Origin of the sequence: Lutibacter sp. (genome assembly GCF_046055765.1) — a bacterium.
In the GTDB taxonomy this organism is placed as follows: Bacteria; Bacteroidota; Bacteroidia; order Flavobacteriales; family Flavobacteriaceae; genus Lutibacter.
Genome location: NZ_JASFZF010000114.1, coordinates 1 through 19,756, shown reverse-complemented (window position 1 = coordinate 19,756; position 19,756 = coordinate 1). Strand labels below are relative to the sequence as shown.

Sequence of the window (19,756 nt, the reverse complement as noted above, 5' to 3'; positions counted from 1 at the left end):
TATTAAAATTTCACCTTGGTGGTTGGTTTCAGTATATGTTCTACTAACTTTAGGTGAACTAATGCTTTCGCCTATTGGTTTATCAATGATTACCAAATTAGCCCCTCCTAAATTAGTTTCAGTTGTAATGGGATTATGGATGGCAAGTTTTGCTGCCGGAAACTTTATGGCAGGAATGCTGGAAGGAATTCTTAAAAAGTTTGATTATCCATTATACCCATTTATTATGTGGGTGATGATTATTATTGGAGTTATTACTGTTTTAATTTCTCCTTTGTTAAACAAAGCAATGAAAGGAATTCACTAAAATATGCACACAAATTAATTTTCATATAAAAAGCTCAAGTAATTAAGTTACTTGAGCTTTTTATATATAATAAATATCATCAATTAAAATCAATAAAATGAATACAGAAAATAAAAATTTAGGCTTTATTGGATTAATGAAATCCTTTCCAAAACCATTTTGGGTGGCTAGTATTATGGAACTTTTTGAAAGAGTTGCTTGGTATGGTATGTTTGCCATTTTAGCCATGTATTTAGTAGCTTCAAAAGATATTAATGGGTTAGGATTTACAGATGACCAAGGTGGTGCAATAATTGGGTTTGTAACTGGTACACTTTATTTTTTACCATTAATAACAGGTGCAATAGCCGATAAAATTGGCTATAAAAAAAGTTTAATTATAGCATATACAATACTTGCAATTGGGTACTTTGCATTAGGATATGTTGACTCTTACTGGGGCTTTTTTGCTGTATTTATGTTCTTAGCACTGGGTGCTGCAATGTTTAAACCCGTAGCATCTGCAATTGTTACAAGAAATACTGACAAGAGTAATTCTTCAATGGGATTTGGAATTTTTTATATGATGGTAAATGTTGGAGGATGGATAGGCCCTTTTATTGTTGGTAAAATGAGAGGTGAATCAAATTGGCAAATAGCATTTAACATTGCAGTAATAGCTGTTATAATAAATCTATTATTTGTATTGTTAGTTTTTAAAGAAGAAAAGAATGATATAAATGAAACGAAACAAAGTTTAAATGAAACAATTAAACAATCTTTTAGTAATATATGGGAGGCTCTAAAGGATTCACGATTAACAATTCTATTAGTTATTATGATAGGATTTTGGACATTGTTTAACCAATTATTTTATACATTACCAAAATACATTGCAGATTGGGTAGATACTAGTAAGCTTTTCAACACTATTAATGATTTCTCACCAATACTGGCTTCTTTAATTGGAGATGCTCAAGAAGCAGTTGCAAAACCTGAATTATTAATTAATCTTGATGCTTTTGCAATTATTATATTTCAAATATTAATTTCTTATATTATTATTAAATGGAAACCAATTAATGCTATGATTATTGGTTTTATTATTGTTTCTGTAGGTATTGGCTTAGCTTTCTATTTTAGAGATGGCTTATTTATTATTTTAGGAATTGTTATTTTTGCAATTGGAGAAATGACTGCAAATCCTAAATTTTCAGCGTATATAGCTGAAATATCACCTAAAGGAAAAGAGGCTCTCTATATGGGAACCTATTTTTTACCTGTTTTTGTTGGAAATGTAATTGCCGGTTGGATTTCAGGTAGTGTTTATGGAAAAATGTCAGCTAAAATTTCTTTAGCTCAAAATGAAGCAATAGCTCAAGGAATTGATATCATTGATAAAAATAATCAATTGGTCATTTATACAAAAACAGGTTTCAAAGCAGTAGATGAAACAGGTAACATACTTAAAGATGTTGCAATTGATATTACAAAGAATGATTATATAGCACAAGTAGCAGAAAAAGTAAATATGAATGCTGCTGATTTCACACAACACCTATGGGATACTTACCATCCAAATGAAATATTATGGGTTTTTGTAGGTATTGGTATCCTAACTTTTTTATCATTAATTTTTTATGATAAAGTTTATGTTAAAAGATTAGATAGGTTAAAAACATAAGCTCCTTTTAAATTTTAAAAAAGCACTTCTTTTATTAGAGGTGTTTTTTAAACAAAAAACAGTAAACTTAATTATGAATACATCAAGAAACGAATTTTTTAAAACACAAGTTTTAGGTCATCCTTCAGGGCTTTTTGTATTATTTTTTACTGAAATGTGGGAACGTTTTTCGTTTTATGGAATGCGTGCTTTATTAGTATTATTTTTAGTGAGTGCTTTGGGAATTGGCGGCTGGGATTGGCCTCGTGAAAACGCCTTAGCATTATATGGAACTTATTTGGCACTATTATACTTAACGCCTATTATTGGAGGAACGTTAGCCGATAAATATTTAGGAAACAGACGAGCTATTATTATTGGCGCATTAATTATGGCTTTAGGTCATGCAAGTATGGCTGTAGAATCTAACCCGTTTTTCTTGTATTTAGGATTAGGCTTATTAGTAATTGGAACAGGTTTTTTCAAACCTAATATGAGTTCATTTATTTCAATCTTATATCAAGATGTACCAGAGAAAAAAGACGGCGCTTATACCATTTTTTATATGGGTGTAAATGCAGGAGCATTTTTAGGGATTATGCTTTGTGGTTATATGGGTGAAATTCTTGGTTGGAGTTGGGGATTTGGCTTGGCTGGTATTTTTATGTTACTAGGTTTATTACAATTTTTATTCGCACAAAATATTTTTGGAGAAGTAGGTAAAAAACCAAATAAAGTAGACAAAACTATTGAAACTGACGACCATACTAAAATTGAAGACAAATTAAATCCGTTTACTTTAGTTGATAAAATTTTAATAATTATAGTTGCAATTTCAGGTTTAACTTGGGTTATTAATGACCCTTTATCCAAAATTGGTAAAGTGAATTTTTTAGAATTTGCAGGAACTGACTATTCTGGACAAACAATTATTGTCACTTTAATTTTATTTTTATATTTAATTATTTCAAGAATCATAAGATATAGTCCAATTACAAGAGATAAAATGATTGCTGTTGTAATTTTTGCCTTTTTTATTATTTTCTTTTGGGCTTCATTTGAACAAGCAGGTGGTTCCATGAGTATTTTCGCAAAAGATTATACAAGTAGAATCTTATCTGGAAATTCTGCCTTAATTTTCAATATAGTTGATGTTATCATTACCGTGGTTCCTATTGCAATAATTACATGGGTTTTATTCTTATTTTTTAAACAAACATTTAAAAAATATTTTATTTCAAACTTAATATTAGGATTTAGCTTTCTAATTATTTGGGGATTAGTTATTTGGAAAATAAATAACAATTTTAACACATTTTCTTACGAAATCTCTTATCCAACTTACCAAGTAACTACAGTTGATGGAACCATAAAAAATTATGCAATTACTGCTGAAACTACTGTTCCAGAAAATGCGGTTTTAGGTGAAAGTATATCCGTAATTAGATCTTCAACTGAATATTCTAAAAATGATCATTTAGCTATTATTGATATTGATAAAAAAGGAGTAAATTTCAAACCATTATCTAATGAGCAAGCGGCGGCAATCACAACAAATATCACTGCTACGGTAACACAAAAGAAAGAGAATGAAATTCAAATACCTGCAACATGGTTTTTAATTTTAAATTCATTATTTATCATTGCATTTGCACCGCTATTTTCAAAATGGTGGGAAAGTAAATACAACCCTAATCCGGCTTCAAAATATGCTATTGGATTGTTTTTCTTAGCTATTGGCTTTGCCTTTTTAGCTTATGGCGCAACAGGAATTCCTCAAGGAGCAAAAACAGCTTCCGTAAGTATTATTTGGCTAATTCTCGCCTACTTATTTCATACGTTAGGCGAACTTTGTGTATCACCAGTTGGTCTTTCTTATGTAAGCAAATTAGTTCCTCCAAGAATGATTGCTTTTATGTTTGGAGTTTGGTATTTAGCATTAGCCATTGGGAATAAAACATCTGGAAAAATGGGTTCTATGATTGATGATATAACTAATAAATACGATATTTCAACTTTCTTTTTAATATTTACATTTGTACCAATAATTATTGGTGTAATTGCGTTATTATTAACTCCTGTGCTAAAAAAATTGATGCATGGCGTAAAATAATTTGCACTTATTAATTAGATCTTTGTAATTTTGGCAACATATTTGCGTCAAAAAAATGAAAATATACATATAATTTTAATTAGAAAATCTTAAAAATGAAAAAAATAATAGTCTTAGCCCTAGCCTTATTTAGTTTATCAATTACCGCTCAAGAGATAAATTGGATAACACTAGAACAAGCTGTTGAAGCTCAAAAAACAACGCCTAAAAAAATATTTGTTGATGCCTTTACTATTTGGTGTGGACCTTGTAAAATGTTAGATAAAAATACGTTTCACAATAAAGATGTAGTTGAATATGTTAATGAAAATTACTACGCAGTAAAGTTTAATGCAGAAGGAAATGAAACTATAAATTTTAAAGGAGTAACGTACACAAATCCTAATTTTAACCCAAATACTTCAGGTAGAAATAGTTCTCACCAATTATCTAGGATTTTTGGAATTAGAGCGTATCCAACCTTGCTGTTTTTAGACGAAGAAGCCAATTTAATTGCTCCTATTACTGGTTACAAAACACCAAGCCAATTAGAACTTTTCTTAAAGTATTTTGAAGCTACAAATGTAAAAAATATTACCAAAGAATCTTGGGATAGTTATTCTTCAACTTTTAAAGGTGAATTTAAAAGTTAATTAAATTATCTTATTTTAAGATAAAAGCTCCTTTTTGCGTGGTACTGTAAAAAGGAGTTTTATTTTGTATACAGGTCTGCTTCCATCTAGCAACAGAATTTTTATAGTTTGAACCATCAGCAATTATTATTTTTGGTTGAAGCATTTTTAATAATCTATCAATATTAATTTTTGGAGAATTTTCTATAATTACCATTGAAGGTTTCATTGTTTTAAATTGATAAAAACCTAAACTATCCACAACTAAAATAACTTCATTTTTAAATTTGAATAAATTTTTATTCCTATGGTCTTGATATTTTTTTGATAAACCAGTGCCAATCAAATATGATTTTAAAATATAACCGTTTAATAATAAAGAATCTGGTAAATTCAGCAATAAACTATCTCCTACTTTTTCGGCTATAATACTTGATTTACTTTTATTAAAAACAATAAACTCATTAGTAGTTTGCATCTTATATTTTTCAAAAATAAAGACAGATTGAATAAGTACAAATGAAATTAGAGCTATTATGAAACGATAAAATAATTTCTTTTCAACCCATTTTAAACTTGTAAATATAAATAGGTAAACCGCCAACATTAAAAATAATGAAAATGAAATATTCTCAATTAAAAAAGACTCTTGATTGGAAATCCAATCTACAAACGTATTCATTTGCTGAATAATTAGAATATATGCCTCCCCAAAAAAAGCAGGCAAAATATCAAACATTGCAAGTGTAATAACAAAAATTCCAGCAATTAAAATAATTCCTAAAAATGGAATAATCACCAAATTAGATAAGAAAAACAACCCCGGAAACTGATGAAAATAAAATAAACTTAAAGGTAAAACACCTAATTGTGCTGCCAATGAAACTGTTAATAATTGCCAAAATTTTGTGAGCAACCAAAATTTAGGATTCCATAAGTTATACAATTTAGGCTGGATCCAAACTATTGAAAAAACCGCCAAATAACTTAATTGAAAACCTACTTCAAACAAATAAAAAGGATGAAACAGTAACAAAAAAAACATGGAAATTATTAAGGTATTATAAATGTTTGAACGCTGAATTAATTGCATTCCTATGGTTAGCGCTGTAAACATTGTTACTGCTCTCACAACTGATGCGGACAAACCAGCTATAATTGCATAAACCCATAATAAACAAACAATAAAAATTACAGCAATTAATTTTCCGTTTTTAAAGTTATGAAGTGGTTTAAAAAAAACTGTTAACAATAATAAAATAATACCAACGTGCAATCCGGAAACTGCTAAAATATGAACAGCGCCTGCGCCTACATAACTTTCTAATAAATTATTAGTTATTGAATTTCTTTGCCCTAATAATAATGCATTAATTACTGCTAATTCATCATTTTTAAAACCATTATTCTTTAATGCTTGGTTTATTTTGCTTCTGATTTTTGATGAAATACCTTTTATGGTAATTTTAGTATTCTCAATAATTAAAAATTGACTTTTATTAAGGTTAATTTGATGATAAATTTGTTGGTTTTGTAAATACTTTTTATAATTAAATCCAAAAGGATTTAAAGGTTTATTTATAGTTTTAAATTGTGTTTTAACAACTAAATTATCATCAACTTTTAATGATTTTTGAATACTATCTTTTTTAATATTAACAAGTATTTTGCCTATACTTTTTTTATTATTTAACTGTAAAACCTCGGCTTCATATTTATTATAATATAAATTTGACTTTAAAACTTTTTGGATTTTAATTAAAATAGAAACCTGTTTATTGAGTTTAAATTCAGAACAATTAGAATAATGTTCTTGCCTATTTAATTGGTTTTTATAGGTAATTGAACTTACTCCTATAAAAAATGATATTAAGAAAAATAACAACGTGAAAACTAATGAAGATTGAAATTGTTTTTTAGCTTTAAAATATGCTATTGAAAGAAATAACATTAAAAAACTTACAATTAAAACTAACAAAATTGGTTGAAAATAAAAGTGTTTTCCAATAATAATTCCAATTATTAAAAAAAAAGTAAGTTGTACAGGTACAAACTTTAAAAACTGTTTCATAGCTTGATAAAGCTACAAAATATTATTCATTTATAATTTCTTTAAAAGAACACAAATTTCTTCTATAGTCATTTTACAATAATAATGTTGAAACAATTATTACATAGACTGATTAATATCATTAAAAACATATTCATTATGTGCTACTTTTGATAAATAATTAAATTTAAAATCATGAGAAAACTAATTATTAGTAGTATAGCAATTTTAATAATAACATTTAATTCATTTGGACAAAACATTGCACCATATATAAAAATTGGTGAAAGTAGCGAAAGTATGCAACAAGTTTCAGATAAGGTAATTAGTACTTTAAAAGAAAATTCATTCATAGTTTTAGGTACTTACAACCCTTCAAACAAGAGTACTTTAAAAGTAATTGCTTTTACAAGAACCGATTTAAAAAACACCGTAGTTAAAATAAATGATAGAGGAGCTCTTGCGGCTGCCTTTAAAGTTGGTTTAATTCAAAAAGATGGAAAAATTGTAATTTCTTATACAAATCCCGACTATTTTTTAAGAGCATATTTAGGTGATAACTACAATACATTTAAAGGAACTTTTGAAAAATTTAGTACTGATTTAAAATCTACTTTTTCAACAATTGGAAATGCATTTATTCCTTTTGGTGGAACTATAAAAGCCGATAAATTAAAAAAATATCATTATAAAATAATGATGCCTTATTTTAGTGACCCTATTGAACTTAATGAATATGCATCTTTTGAAGAAGGATTAAAAACTATTGAAAATAATTTAAAAGCTAAAAAAGGGCAAACTGTTCAAGTATATGAAATAGTGTACCAAAATGAAAAAGTAGCAGTTTTTGGAGTTGGATTACAAAGTAAAGAAGATGGAGAATCTGTTTTTTTACCAAAAATTGGTGAAGATCACGTTGCTGCATTACCTTACGAAATAATTTTACAAGGTAAAACTGCAACTATGCTTCATGGAAAATATAGAATTGCATTACATTGGCCAGAATTAACCATGGGAACTTTTATGAGAATTATGAGTACTCCTGGAGATATTGAAGATACACTTGAAGGTCTTTGCAAATAATACCTTACGAGGTAATTTTACAAAAAAGCTGAAACAATAATTGTTTCAGCTTTTTATTTTACAATAAGTTCTGCAACTTTTTTTGAAGCTCCTTTGCCACCTAATTTTTTTTCTAATTCAAAGTAATCTTCAAAGAGTCGTTTTCTGTTTTTATCTTCTAAAATTTTGATTAACTCAAACTCTAAAGAAGTTTCATTAAATTCATCTTGTATTAATTCTTTAACTACTTCTTTATCCATAATTAAATTCACCAAAGAAATAAACTTTAATTTTATCAATCGTTTTCCTATTTGGTATGAAATCCAACTTGTTTTATAGCAAACTATTTCTGGCACTTTAAACAATGCGGCCTCTAATGTGGCTGTACCTGAAGTAACAATTGCAGCATAAGAAACGGATAATAAATCGTACGTTTTATTACTAATAAATTTTACATTTTCCTTATTAATAAATTGTTGGTAAAATTCAAAATCTTGACTTGGAGCTCCTGCAATTACAAATTGATATGCTTTAAATTTATCAGCCATTTGTAACATTATAGAAAGCATTTTTTTTATTTCTTGTTTTCTACTTCCTGGCAATAAAGCAATAATTGGTTTCTTGCTTAGTTTATTTTTTTTTCTGAATAATGTATCATCAATTTGAGTTCTATTGGAAATAGCATCAATTAGTGGATGACCAACAAAACGTACTGGAAAATGATGTTTTTGTTCATAAAAATCTTTTTCAAAAGGTAAAATTACCGACATTTCATCTACATCTCTTTTAATTTTTTTAATACGATTTTCTTTCCAAGCCCAAATTTGGGGTGAAATATAATAGTGCACCTTAATTCCTTGTTTTTTTGCAAATTCAGCAATTCGCATATTAAAACCGGGATAGTCAATTAAAATTAAAACGTCTGGTTTAAAATTTAAAATATCTTCTTTGCAAATTTTTATATTTTTAAAAATTGTACGAAGATTCATAACAACTTCAGCAAAACCCATAAAAGCTAACTCGCGATAATGCTTCACCAAAGTTCCTCCAACTTGTTGCATTAAATCACCTCCCCAAAATCTAATTTCTGCTTTAGAATCTTTTTCTATTAATGCTTTCATTAAATTGGAACCGTGCAAATCGCCTGATGCTTCACCAGAAATAATGTAATACTTCATTTGTTTACTTTGAAAATATTGTTAAAAATAAAACGATTAATGCAATTAAAATGGTTTCAAACAAAACACCTCTTGCTCTGTAAATTTGATTCTTTTTAAGAAAAATAAAAAATACAAAAAAGTTTGCGACCGCACCTAAAACTAATACCTTTCCTTGTAAATCACCTTCAAATATTAGCTCTATACTTTTATTAAAACCATAATTAGAATAATATTCAATAAAAATAAAGCACCCAAAAGAAGTGGCAATTAATGCCGCTACAAAACCAATTAGCATTTCTTTTATCATACTTACAAATAGTTTTTATTGATTTACTAAATTACAAATTCCAATTGTTTAATTTCTGTATAAAATGATGTGCTGTTAAATCAAACTGAACAGGCACCATAGAAATATAATTATTTGCCAACGCCCATTCATCAGTATCTTCTCCTTTATCCATATTTACAAACTTACCCGTTAACCAATAATATTCTTTTCCTTGTGGATTTATACGTTTATCAAATTCTTCCACCCAATTTGCTCGTGCTTGCCTACATATTTTAATTCCTTTAAATGTATCACTTTTTGGAAAATTCACATTCAAAACAACACCATCTGGAAGTCCATTTTCTAAAACATTAGATGCTATTTTTTTGATATATTCTTTTAACGGTTCAAAATTGGCATCCCAAGAATAATCTAACAACGAAAATCCAATAGCTGGTATACCTTCAACACCAGCTTCAACAGCTGCGCTCATAGTTCCAGAATAAATAACATTTATAGAAGAATTTGAACCGTGGTTAATTCCAGAAACACATAAATCTGGTTTTCTATCTAAAATTTCACTCACTGCTAATTTTACACAATCGGCTGGTGTACCTGAAGATTTATATTCTCGTTGAGGACCATCATCTACTTTAATTTCATTACAATACAATGTTTCATTAATAGTAACTGCATGTCCCATTCCACTTTGCGGTCTATCTGGTGCTATTACAACAACATCTCCCAACTCATTCATAACAGAAATTAAAGCTCTTATACCTGGTGCCGTAATTCCGTCATCATTACTAACTAAAATTAATGGTTTTTTATTCATATTTTAAAAATTAAACAACAAAGCTACTATATTTTATTTGGTTTTATGAATTTAAACTTTAACATTTTGTAAAGAAACTTAAGCTAATTATTTGGTATAATTGTACTCATAAATTCTTCTAAAAAAATTTAAATAATTTAAAGATTTTAGAAATTTTTAAATGAATCTATAAAAAAAAGTTAAATTAGATACTCAACTAAAATTTTGGCACTATTTTAGTGGTTACAAGAACTAAAACATTTAGACAGATGATGATTAGAAAATTCAAATTTTTATTACCTCTTATTTTTGCTGTTAGTTTGTTAGTAAGTTTTCAAACTAAAGCAACTACAAATCCAAAAGATAAAGCACTATTAACAATCCTAAAATATGTTTTAACTCAAGGACACTATCAACCACAAAAAATTGACGATGCATTTTCTGAAAAAGTTTATAATAGCTTTTTAGAAAGTTTGGATCCTTCTAAACGTTACTTTTTACAGTCTGATATTGATGAATTTTCAAAGTATCGAACAAAAATTGATGATCAAATTAACACTGAAGATTTATCTTTCTTCTTTTTAGTTTATGATAGACTAAGCCTCCGTATTAAAGAATCTAAATTGCTCTACACTACTATTTTAGGTGAAACATTTGATTTCACTAAAGATGAAACATATGATGTTGATTATAAAAAAACACCCTATCCAAAAAATAGAGCTGAAAAATTACTAATTTGGCACAAACAACTTAAATTTTCTACCTTATCTCGTTTAAGCGACAAAATAATTACTGAAGAGGATAAGAAAAAAGAAACTAAAAATTATACCGTAAAATCGTTCAATGAACTTGAAAAAGAAGCTAGAGAATCTACCTTAACAAATATGAACGAATCTCTTCAACGTATCCAAGAATTAACTTATTCAGATTGGTTTTCTACTTATATTAATAGTATTACAGAACAATTTGATCCTCACACAACTTATTTTGATCCTAGTGTAAAAAAACGCTTTGATATTTCAATGGCTGGAAAATTAGAAGGTATTGGTGCTCGACTTCAGAAGAAAAATGATTATACCAAAGTAAGTGAACTAATTTCTGGAGGACCTGCTTGGAAACAAGGAGAATTAGAGGTTGGAGATTTAATTTTAAAAGCTGGACAAGGAAGTGATGAACCTACAGATTTAGTTGGTATGCGCTTAGATGATGCCATAGAATATATTAAAGGTAAAAAAGGAACTGAAGTTAGATTAACTGTTAAAAAAATTGATGGTACAACCAAAGTAATTTCAATTATTAGAGATGTTGTTGAATTAGATGAAACATTTGTAAAATCAACTATTGTAAAAAAAGATAATAGAACTTTTGGAGTTATAAACTTACCTAAATTTTATATTGATTTTGATGAGAAAAACTTTAGAAATTCAGCAACAGATATGGCTAAAGAAATTGAACGACTCAAAAAAGAAAATGTTGAAGGCCTAGTGTTAGATTTAAGAAATAATGGTGGTGGATCTTTGCAAACTGCTATTGAAATTTCTGGATTATTTATTAATAAAGGTCCAATAGTTCAAGTAAAATATAGAGATAGAAATGCTGATGTAAAAAGAGATGTAGATGCTAGAATTCAATGGAATAAACCATTGGTTGTATTGGTAAATGAATTATCGGCTTCAGCCTCAGAAATTTTTGCTGCTGCAATGCAAGATTATGGAAGAGCCGTAATTATTGGTGGCAAACAAACGTATGGAAAAGGGACTGTTCAAAGTGTGCTCGATCTAAATAAATACCATAATTTAAAAGAAGATATTGGTGCATTAAAAATGACCATTCAAAAGTTTTATCGAATAAATGGCGGTTCTACACAATTGGAAGGTGTTTATTCTGATATTATGCTACCAGACAGATATACATATATGAATATTGGTGAACGAGATTTAGAAAATCCTTTGAAATTTGACAAAGTACCTCAAGCTAATTACGCTCTTTGGAATAATTACGAAAATTTTAATGAAGCTATCAATAATAGTAAAAAGCGAATTGCTAATAATAATTATTTTAAATTAATTAATAAAAATGCAAAATGGTTGAAAAAATCTCAAGACGACACACTCATCTATTTAAATTATGATGCCTATAAAAATGATTTAGAATACCATAAAAAAGAATCATTAAAATATGATGTAATAAGAGATTATGAGAATAATTTATCCTTTACCTCTCCTATTTACGAAAAAGATTTAATAGCTAATAATAATGATTTAGCAGAAAAAAGAAAAGCTTGGCATAAAAACTTAAAAAAAGATTTATATGTTGAGGAAGCTTTAAATGTATTAAGTGAATTAAAAATTAAAACACAATATCATTTAGTTAAAAACTAATATTTTTTAAAATTTTAAAAAATCCATATCATTTTAAAATGATATGGATTTTTTTATGCAAGTGATTTAAAATAAAATTATTACCTTCAAATGACCTCCATTTCATCTAACCAAATAGCTATTTTAACAAATGGCTATTTTAAATAACTATAATATCGAGTAGGTTTGAATAAATTTCAGAAACCTATATGTACCCACAACTATTTACATTTCAACTTCCTGATTTTTTATCTGGTATATTTAACACCCAACAGATTACCATTTACACTTATGCCTTTTGCATTGTTTTAGGAACTTTAATTGCCTCTTTATACACCAAATGGAGAGCGAAAAAAGACTTAGGAATTATTGAATTACCTAACTCTTTTTTCTATCTAATTTTTATCGCTGGTTTTGTGGGTGGCAAACTATTCTTCTATTTGGAAAAACCGAGCTATTATTGGAACAATCCAAATTTACTATTAGATAATTTTTCAGGTGGATTTGTATTTTATGGTTCATTTATAACCATCATCCCCATTGTAATTTGGTATTTAAAAAAGCACAAAATAGCCGTATTACCAATGTTAGATATTTTAGCTATTACTACATTAATTGTGCATTCAATTGGTAGAATTGGTTGCTTTAATGCAGGTTGCTGTTATGGTGCACCTACAAATAGTAGTTTTGGAATGATATTTCCAACAACGCATAACATTGCTGTACATCCTACACAATTATATGAAGCCGTTACTTTAATTATAATACTACTTATATTATTTGTCATAAAAAAACGTCAACAATTTAGCGGACAACTATTTTTACTATACATCAGCTTTTATGCAATTAGCAGAGCTATTTTAGAACTATTTAGAGGCGATAAAAGAGGGTACATTATAGACAATTATATATCTCATTCTCAATTTATTGCATTACTTATGTTAATAGGTGCTTCTTACTTCTATCTAAAATTAAAACGAAAAATAAATTAATCTTAAAATAAATAAAAATGAAAAAAAGACTTTTAAACATCGGAATTCCATTAACATTATTAGTAGTAGCAGTATTTATTATTGGACCTGCTTGTGGTGGAAATCCAAATGATTATGCATACGATTGGTGGCCTGATATAGATCAAGATGGGTTTGGAGATTCATTTGAAAATTCTGTTTGGGAAACCGATAACAATGCACCTGCAAACTATGTAAGAGACAATACAGATTGTGACGATACCAATGCAGATGTGCATCCAGGTGCAACAGAAATACCTGATAATTTAATTGATGAGGATTGCAATGGTAAAATTGCCATTACTTTTTATGCAGATAAAGATAATGACGGTTTTGGAAATCCTAACAGCCCAACAATTATAGAAATTGATAATTATGATAGTGATGCTCCAAACGGCTATTCTTGGTATGCTGGTGATTGTAATGATGATAATGATGCTATTAATCCTTTAGCAGATGAAATTCCTGAAAATGGCATAGATGATAATTGCGATGGAGATACAGATATTGTTGAACGCTATATTGATGCTGATGGAGATGGTTATGGATCTCAACAATTTACTGCTGCACAAGGCGTAACTAATAATTTAGATTGTGATGACAGCAATGCTGAAATACATCCTTTTACTAAAGAATTAATGGATGATATTGATAACAACTGCAATGGTGCTATTGATGAAATTAACTAAAAATAAACAGATAAATAAAAACAAAAATCATGAAAACAATATTTAAAATAGTAAGTATACTCGTTATTACATTATCATTATTTAGTTGTGATAATGACAATAATCCATCACCAAATGATACGCAATGTAATTATGAAGGTTTAACCTTTTTAGATACTGGCAACAACACACAAACATTAATACCAGAAGCTGACCTAACCACTGATTTTTTTCCTAATAATGGCGGGCCAGGAATTCCTGCAGTGGAAATTTATGGAGGAAATCCTTTTGTAGTATTTACAACAAATGCTGTTACTGTAGGAGCAACTGAAAATATAAATATTATTGTTAATGGCACAACATATCCGGTTACAGTCACCTGTCAAAGAGCTGGAACTCAAGTGGGCGAAGAATTTAGATATGATGTAGCAGCAAATAATGTTGAAGCAGAATATTGTGTGGTTATTGACAGTGTAAATCCTTAAACAAAGTAGGTTTTATTATAATAGCATTATAAAAAATAAAATTTCACATTCATTAAAGCTTATTTGCTAATACAATAGCATAAATTTTAAAACTCAAAAAGGGAAATAACTTTGAAATAAAAAACAATGATAAAAATTGTAAATTTACCAAAATCAAAAGTTGATTATTTTAAAAAAATAATGCTAACAGAGTTCATCAATAAAAATTAATTAAACTTGCCAGTTGAAAAGCATAAAACTCCATATTTTAACAATTATTTCTATTTTAATATGGAGTTTTTCATTTGCTCAACAATACACTAATTATACGGTAAAAGATGGTTTACCAAGTAATCATATTTATACTATTTTACAAGATGTTAACGATTTTATTTGGTTTTTAACCGATAAAGGAATGGTAAAATACAACGGTAAAGATTTTAAAACTTTTACAACCAAACAAGGACTACCCAACAACGATGCTTGGGAAGGTTTTACAACGCCAGATACTAAAGTTTGGTATTTATCAAAATCTAATAAATTAGGATATATAGAAAATGACAGTGTATATTCATTCCAAAATTTTAATAAAGATGAAATAATAAATCCTATTTTTTCAAGTCAAATAGGAAACAACATATATCCAACAGGACCAACCAATACTTTTGAATTAAAAAACGGAAAGTGGGTTAAAATTTTTAAGAATGATCATGTGGGAGAAGAAAATGTTGATAGAATTAAAATATTTCATGCTAAAGTTAACTACTTAACAACTAATATACTTCAAGATACTTTAAAAATTATTGGGGTAAGAAACTTGATAATTAAAAAGATTTTTGTTAAACCTTTTTTTATAAAATTGGCGAAAAGGAAACAATTAAATGATTCTTTGTACTGCTGGGTTTCAGAAAAAAATTACTTAATTCTTAATTTAAACAATTTAAAAATTTCACATTCAAGTTATAAAAATGAAATTGGATTAGAAAAAGTAAAACATGCTAGAATTAATATAGTTAATAATCAAATTCAAATAACAGGAACTAGTTTTGTGGGTTTTTTAGATAAAAAATTTCATATTAAAAAGCCTTATTTTTTTCCTAAAGAAATTAACGCTCATTTTGCACTTATAGATAAAAATAAAACGGTTTGGTTAGCAACTTTTTCTAATGGCGTTTACAAGTTTCCTCGTGTAAAACTAGATATAGATTATAAATTAACAAATGAAAATACAGGAAAATTTAGTGTTATAAATAATACTATTTTTATTAATGTATTTAATAAGGGTTATTATAAATATAACTATTTAAAAAAAGATTTTGAGCCATTTTTAAAGGTTAAAAACTTTCTTTTTAAAGCCACAGAAATTAAAGAATTAAACACTTCTTTTTTCCCTTCAGAATATAAAATTACTACACTTAAAAATAATCATTTAAAAACTATTGATTATCAAAAATTAGAATCATTACAAAACTCGCAAGGTTATCAATTTATTTACTTTAATAAAAATCTGTACAGCCTTTTTCCTTTTGGAATTAACAAAATAAATCCAATTAACTTAGCCATTAAAAAAGAGTATTTACAATCGGGCTGTAATTATTTATATGTATTTAATAATAAATTGCTTGTTGCAACATCTAATGGATTAAAAGAATTTAAAAATGATACTATTAAAAAAGTTAATTTTTTAAACCAAATTTTTGATAAATCTATATTAAGTCTTAATAAAATTTCAGACACAGAACTTTTAGTAAATACTGATGGTTTTGGAAGTTACATTACAAATCTTAAAATTATTAAACAATTACCCAAATCTGAATTTCTAACGGTTGAAAATGCCTATATAGAAAACAACAATATTTGGTTAGCAACCAACGAAGGTATTTTTAAGTACATTAAAATGGCAACAGGCTATAGATTAACTAAAAAAGTGGATATAAGCAATGGCTTACCTTCAAACACTATAAATGATATTCTTATAAAGAAAAATGAAATTTTTGTAAGTACAAATAATGGTATTGCTATAGTACCAAAAAATCAAAAAAACACTTCTCAATTTATAACCATTTATATAGATAAAGCTTTTTATAACAAAAATAAAATAACAAATAAAAAAGCAGTTTTTAAGTATAAAAATGATAACAATGCAACATTTTCTATTTCAAGTATTAATTATGATGAAAATAATAAAGATTTTAGTTACCAATATAGATTAAATCCTGTTCAAAAAAATTGGATAACAACTACCTCAAACAACATAAATTTTACTGATTTACCACCAAATAAATACAAGTTAAGTGTTAATTCTCATGGAATAACAAAATACATAAATTTTCAAATATTACCATTATGGTACCAAACTAGTATTGCCAAAATTATATTTATCTTATTATTTTTATCACTAACAACTGGAATTATTTTAATTATCAGGAAAAAGGAATTAGAAAAACAATTAAAAAAACTAAATACCCAAAAACAGTTATCAGAGTTTGAATTACATGCACTTCGTTCTCAAATGAATCCTCATTTTGTATTTAACTCTTTAAATGCTATTCAATATTTTATTACTAAAAATGATATTGAATTATCAGAAAAATATTTAGTAAAATTTTCACGATTAATTCGTAAGTTTTTTGATTTTTCTAGAAATAAATTTATAAGCTTAGAACAAGAAATATCATTACTTAAAAACTATTTAGAAATTGAAAAAATGCGTTTTGGTGATCAATTTAATTTTCAATTTAATATTGATAAAAACTTAAACCTAGCTGAGCAAAAAATACCTTCAATGCTATTACAACCTATTGTTGAAAATGCTGTTAATCACGGATTATTTCATAATAAAGGAAATGGCTTAATAAAAATTGATTTTTCAAAAAATGAAGACCTATTAATAGTTCAAATTTCTGATAATGGTATTGGATTAAAAAAAGCACAAGAAATTAAAGAAAATTCTATTAAAACACATATTTCTAAATCTAATTCTATTTTAAAAGATAGAATTAACCTATTAAATCAATCAAAAGAATGGCATATCACTTATTCCATAAATGAATTGAAAAACGCAATTGGAACAATTGTTAAACTAACTCTTAAGCACTATGAAAACTAAAATAAATGCCATTATTATTGATGACGAAAAAAATGCATTAGAAAGTTTGGCTTTAAAAATTACAAAATATTTCCCTCAAATAACGGTAACACATAAATTTCAAAGCCCACAAAAAGCAGTACAAGAAATTAATCAAAATCATCCAGATTTAGTTTTTATAGATATTGAAATGCCTATTTTAAGTGGTTTTGATGTACTTTCAAAAATTGAAAATCCTAATTTTGAAATTATCTTTGTTACTGCTTATAACCAATATGCTATTGAAGCAATAAAACATTGTGCCATTGGCTACATTATAAAACCTATTGATAATGATGAGTTACAATTAGCAATTGGTAATGCTTTAAAAAATATAAATCAAAAAAGTGCTTTAGAAAAAAATCGTCTTTTACTTCAAAATTTGGTAAATAATGGAAATTCAACCATTGTAATTCCTACTCAAAAAGGATTAAGCCTTATTAAAACAGCTGATATTATTCGTTTTGAAGGAATTGATGGATATACCCAAATAATTTTGGGAAATTCTAAACCAATTTTAAGTTCATACAGTATTGGAAAATTTTGCAAAATAGCAAGTTTACATCATTTTTATTTGGTTCATAAATCACATTTTATAAACCTAAATTATATGAATGAGTATTTAAATGAAGGATATATTATTATGACTAATAATGATAAAGTACCTATTGCAAAAGCAAAACGAACCTCATTTTTAGAGAAAATTAAAAATATCTAAATGCTGTGTTACTAAAATAGTATTTTTTAAAATAGCACACATAATCACTACACTAACAGTTAATTATCTAAAAATTAATCTCTTATGTTTTGAATATAAAAAATAATTGTACATTGTAACATATATTACATAAAAATCTTTCTAAAGTCAGTTTTAGTTGAGCTTAAGTTTATAATAAAGGGTAACAAAATAGAGCTTTAGTTGATATACACTAAAATTACCATTAAGGAAATTTACTAACTAAAAAACATACCATGAAAAAAATAATATCTCTTGTTTTATTTGTATTTACTATTGCTAGTTATTCACAAGAAAAAACAATTTCCCAAACTGATACTAATTCCTCAACAAGTACAGAACGTCTTAGAAAAAATGTAACAATTGGCAAATGGACTACCATTTCTCAAGAATCAAAACAAAATGGAAGAGCCTCTTCAATTGGAAATTATGCGACAATTGGCTTAGTTTCAGGAATTTCTACACCTTCTTCCAATTTTAGTGATAATGCTTTTGCTGAAAATGGTACTTATTTTGAATTGTCTGGAGCCTATTACTTTTCTAAATTTGGTATTGGTATGTCTGTAGGTCAAATATTAAGCCCAACAAATAAAAACTTTTCAAGTTCAATAAACTCTGTTGATATACCTACAACTAATACTACACAAAATTGGAAACAATTCTATTATGGAATTGGACCAGAGTACAAAGCTCAGTTTGGTAATTTTAGCGCTACATTTTCCACAAAAATAGGTTTACAATCGGTTAAATCAATTAATCTTGAAAGTAATTATACTAATGGCGAAACTCCTATTGCTATTTTAAAAGTAAAATCAGATAAAAACACTAGTTTATCTTACTTTTCAACCGGTTTAAAATTTGGCTATAACTTAAGTTCTAATTTTAACTTATACGCAACCGCTAATTATATGACTGCTTTTTCCAATGGAATCACTATTTCAAAAAGTAAAATTGCAGACACAAACAAAAATGGAATTATTGATGCTGAAGATTTAAAATTTGCTACTGGGTCAGCAACCATAGATTATGAAGTTTCAACAAAAAATATAAAACTACAAACTACAAATTTTGGTATTGGTATAAATTATAGCTTTGGCACTAAAAAACATGGTGTTGGCGGCCAAACTCACGGGCAACATAACAGAGGTAGATCTACAGGAGATCCTCTTCCAGGAATGGATATTACCATAGAACAAGGCAACCCTTCAGGTAAAACTAAAAGAAAACGTCCCGGTAGAACAACATACTCTAATATTACTTTAAAGAGAAGTCAAGCTAAGGATAGTGTAAATGATGGAAACAATACAGCAAGAAAAGGAAAAAGAAAAGCTAAAAAAGAATGTTTAAAAAATGGAGGATCTTTT

General features: G+C 27.3%; 15 protein-coding genes and 1 pseudogene. 12 read left to right on the top strand and 4 right to left on the bottom strand.

Annotated elements, in window-relative coordinates:
- The 4 genes and pseudogenes from QM495_RS11150 to QM495_RS11135 all read left to right on the top strand — a co-directional run.
- A pseudogene (locus QM495_RS11150) lies at positions 1-307 on the top strand (MFS transporter); the annotation flags it as partial.
- Positions 308-404: 97 nt separating this feature from the next.
- A complete protein-coding gene (locus tag QM495_RS11145) occupies positions 405-1,970 on the top strand; it encodes an MFS transporter (protein ID WP_408672187.1) in 1,566 nt (521 codons plus the stop codon).
- Positions 1,971-2,043: 73 nt separating this feature from the next.
- The gene (locus QM495_RS11140) at positions 2,044-4,062 is read left to right on the top strand and encodes a peptide MFS transporter (RefSeq protein ID WP_408672186.1); all 2,019 of its coding nucleotides are present in this window, start codon (positions 2,044-2,046) and stop codon (positions 4,060-4,062) included.
- Positions 4,063-4,157: 95 nt separating this feature from the next.
- Positions 4,158-4,694 carry a thioredoxin family protein gene (locus QM495_RS11135; RefSeq protein ID WP_408672185.1) on the top strand — a complete coding sequence of 179 codons (537 nt, stop codon included), beginning with the start codon at positions 4,158-4,160 and terminating at the stop codon, positions 4,692-4,694.
- A 10-nt stretch (positions 4,695-4,704) separates the two neighbouring features.
- Here QM495_RS11135 and QM495_RS11130 read toward each other — a convergent pair whose 3' ends face one another.
- On the bottom strand, positions 4,705-6,744 hold the full coding sequence (locus QM495_RS11130) for a ComEC/Rec2 family competence protein (RefSeq protein ID WP_408672184.1): 2,040 nt from the start codon (positions 6,742-6,744) through the stop codon (positions 4,705-4,707).
- Between the two features lie 174 nt (positions 6,745-6,918).
- Here QM495_RS11130 and QM495_RS11125 point away from each other — a divergent pair, with 174 nt between their 5' ends.
- A complete protein-coding gene (locus tag QM495_RS11125) occupies positions 6,919-7,806 on the top strand; it encodes a hypothetical protein (RefSeq protein WP_408672183.1) in 888 nt (295 codons plus the stop codon).
- A 53-nt stretch (positions 7,807-7,859) separates the two neighbouring features.
- Here QM495_RS11125 and lpxB read toward each other — a convergent pair whose 3' ends face one another.
- From lpxB to surE, 3 genes are read right to left on the bottom strand one after another with little or no spacing between them, the layout of a single operon-like run.
- The gene (lpxB, locus tag QM495_RS11120; protein WP_408672182.1) at positions 7,860-8,963 is read right to left on the bottom strand and encodes a lipid-A-disaccharide synthase; all 1,104 of its coding nucleotides are present in this window, start codon (positions 8,961-8,963) and stop codon (positions 7,860-7,862) included.
- Between the two features lie 4 nt (positions 8,964-8,967).
- Complete coding sequence (locus QM495_RS11115) at positions 8,968-9,252, bottom strand: hypothetical protein (protein WP_408672181.1); 285 nt, start codon at positions 9,250-9,252, stop codon at positions 8,968-8,970.
- A 31-nt stretch (positions 9,253-9,283) separates the two neighbouring features.
- Complete coding sequence (gene surE, locus QM495_RS11110; RefSeq protein WP_408672180.1) at positions 9,284-10,048, bottom strand: 5'/3'-nucleotidase SurE; 765 nt, start codon at positions 10,046-10,048, stop codon at positions 9,284-9,286.
- A 251-nt stretch (positions 10,049-10,299) separates the two neighbouring features.
- Between surE and QM495_RS11105 the strand changes: the two genes are divergently transcribed.
- From QM495_RS11105 to QM495_RS11075, 7 genes are all read left to right on the top strand, one after another.
- Positions 10,300-12,408: a carboxy terminal-processing peptidase gene (locus QM495_RS11105; RefSeq protein WP_408672188.1), complete on the top strand. Its 2,109-nt coding sequence runs from the start codon at positions 10,300-10,302 to the stop codon at positions 12,406-12,408.
- Between the two features lie 188 nt (positions 12,409-12,596).
- Positions 12,597-13,379 carry a prolipoprotein diacylglyceryl transferase gene (locus tag QM495_RS11100; protein ID WP_408672179.1) on the top strand — a complete coding sequence of 261 codons (783 nt, stop codon included), beginning with the start codon at positions 12,597-12,599 and terminating at the stop codon, positions 13,377-13,379.
- A 17-nt stretch (positions 13,380-13,396) separates the two neighbouring features.
- Entirely contained in the window at positions 13,397-14,086 is a 690-nt protein-coding gene (locus QM495_RS11095; protein ID WP_408672178.1) for a putative metal-binding motif-containing protein, read from the top strand.
- A 29-nt stretch (positions 14,087-14,115) separates the two neighbouring features.
- Positions 14,116-14,550, top strand: coding sequence for a hypothetical protein (locus QM495_RS11090; RefSeq protein ID WP_408672177.1), 435 nt, complete (start codon positions 14,116-14,118; stop codon positions 14,548-14,550).
- Between the two features lie 223 nt (positions 14,551-14,773).
- The gene (locus QM495_RS11085) at positions 14,774-17,638 is read left to right on the top strand and encodes a histidine kinase (protein WP_408672176.1); all 2,865 of its coding nucleotides are present in this window, start codon (positions 14,774-14,776) and stop codon (positions 17,636-17,638) included.
- Positions 17,628-18,374 (top strand): LytR/AlgR family response regulator transcription factor, encoded by a 747-nt coding sequence (locus QM495_RS11080; RefSeq protein ID WP_408672175.1) that lies wholly within the window; start codon positions 17,628-17,630, stop codon positions 18,372-18,374. The genes QM495_RS11085 and QM495_RS11080 overlap by 11 nt, the downstream gene beginning before the upstream one ends.
- A gap of 254 nt (positions 18,375-18,628) precedes the next feature.
- Positions 18,629-19,756: hypothetical protein (locus tag QM495_RS11075; RefSeq protein WP_408672174.1), on the top strand; the 1,128-nt coding region annotated here is incomplete at its 3' end.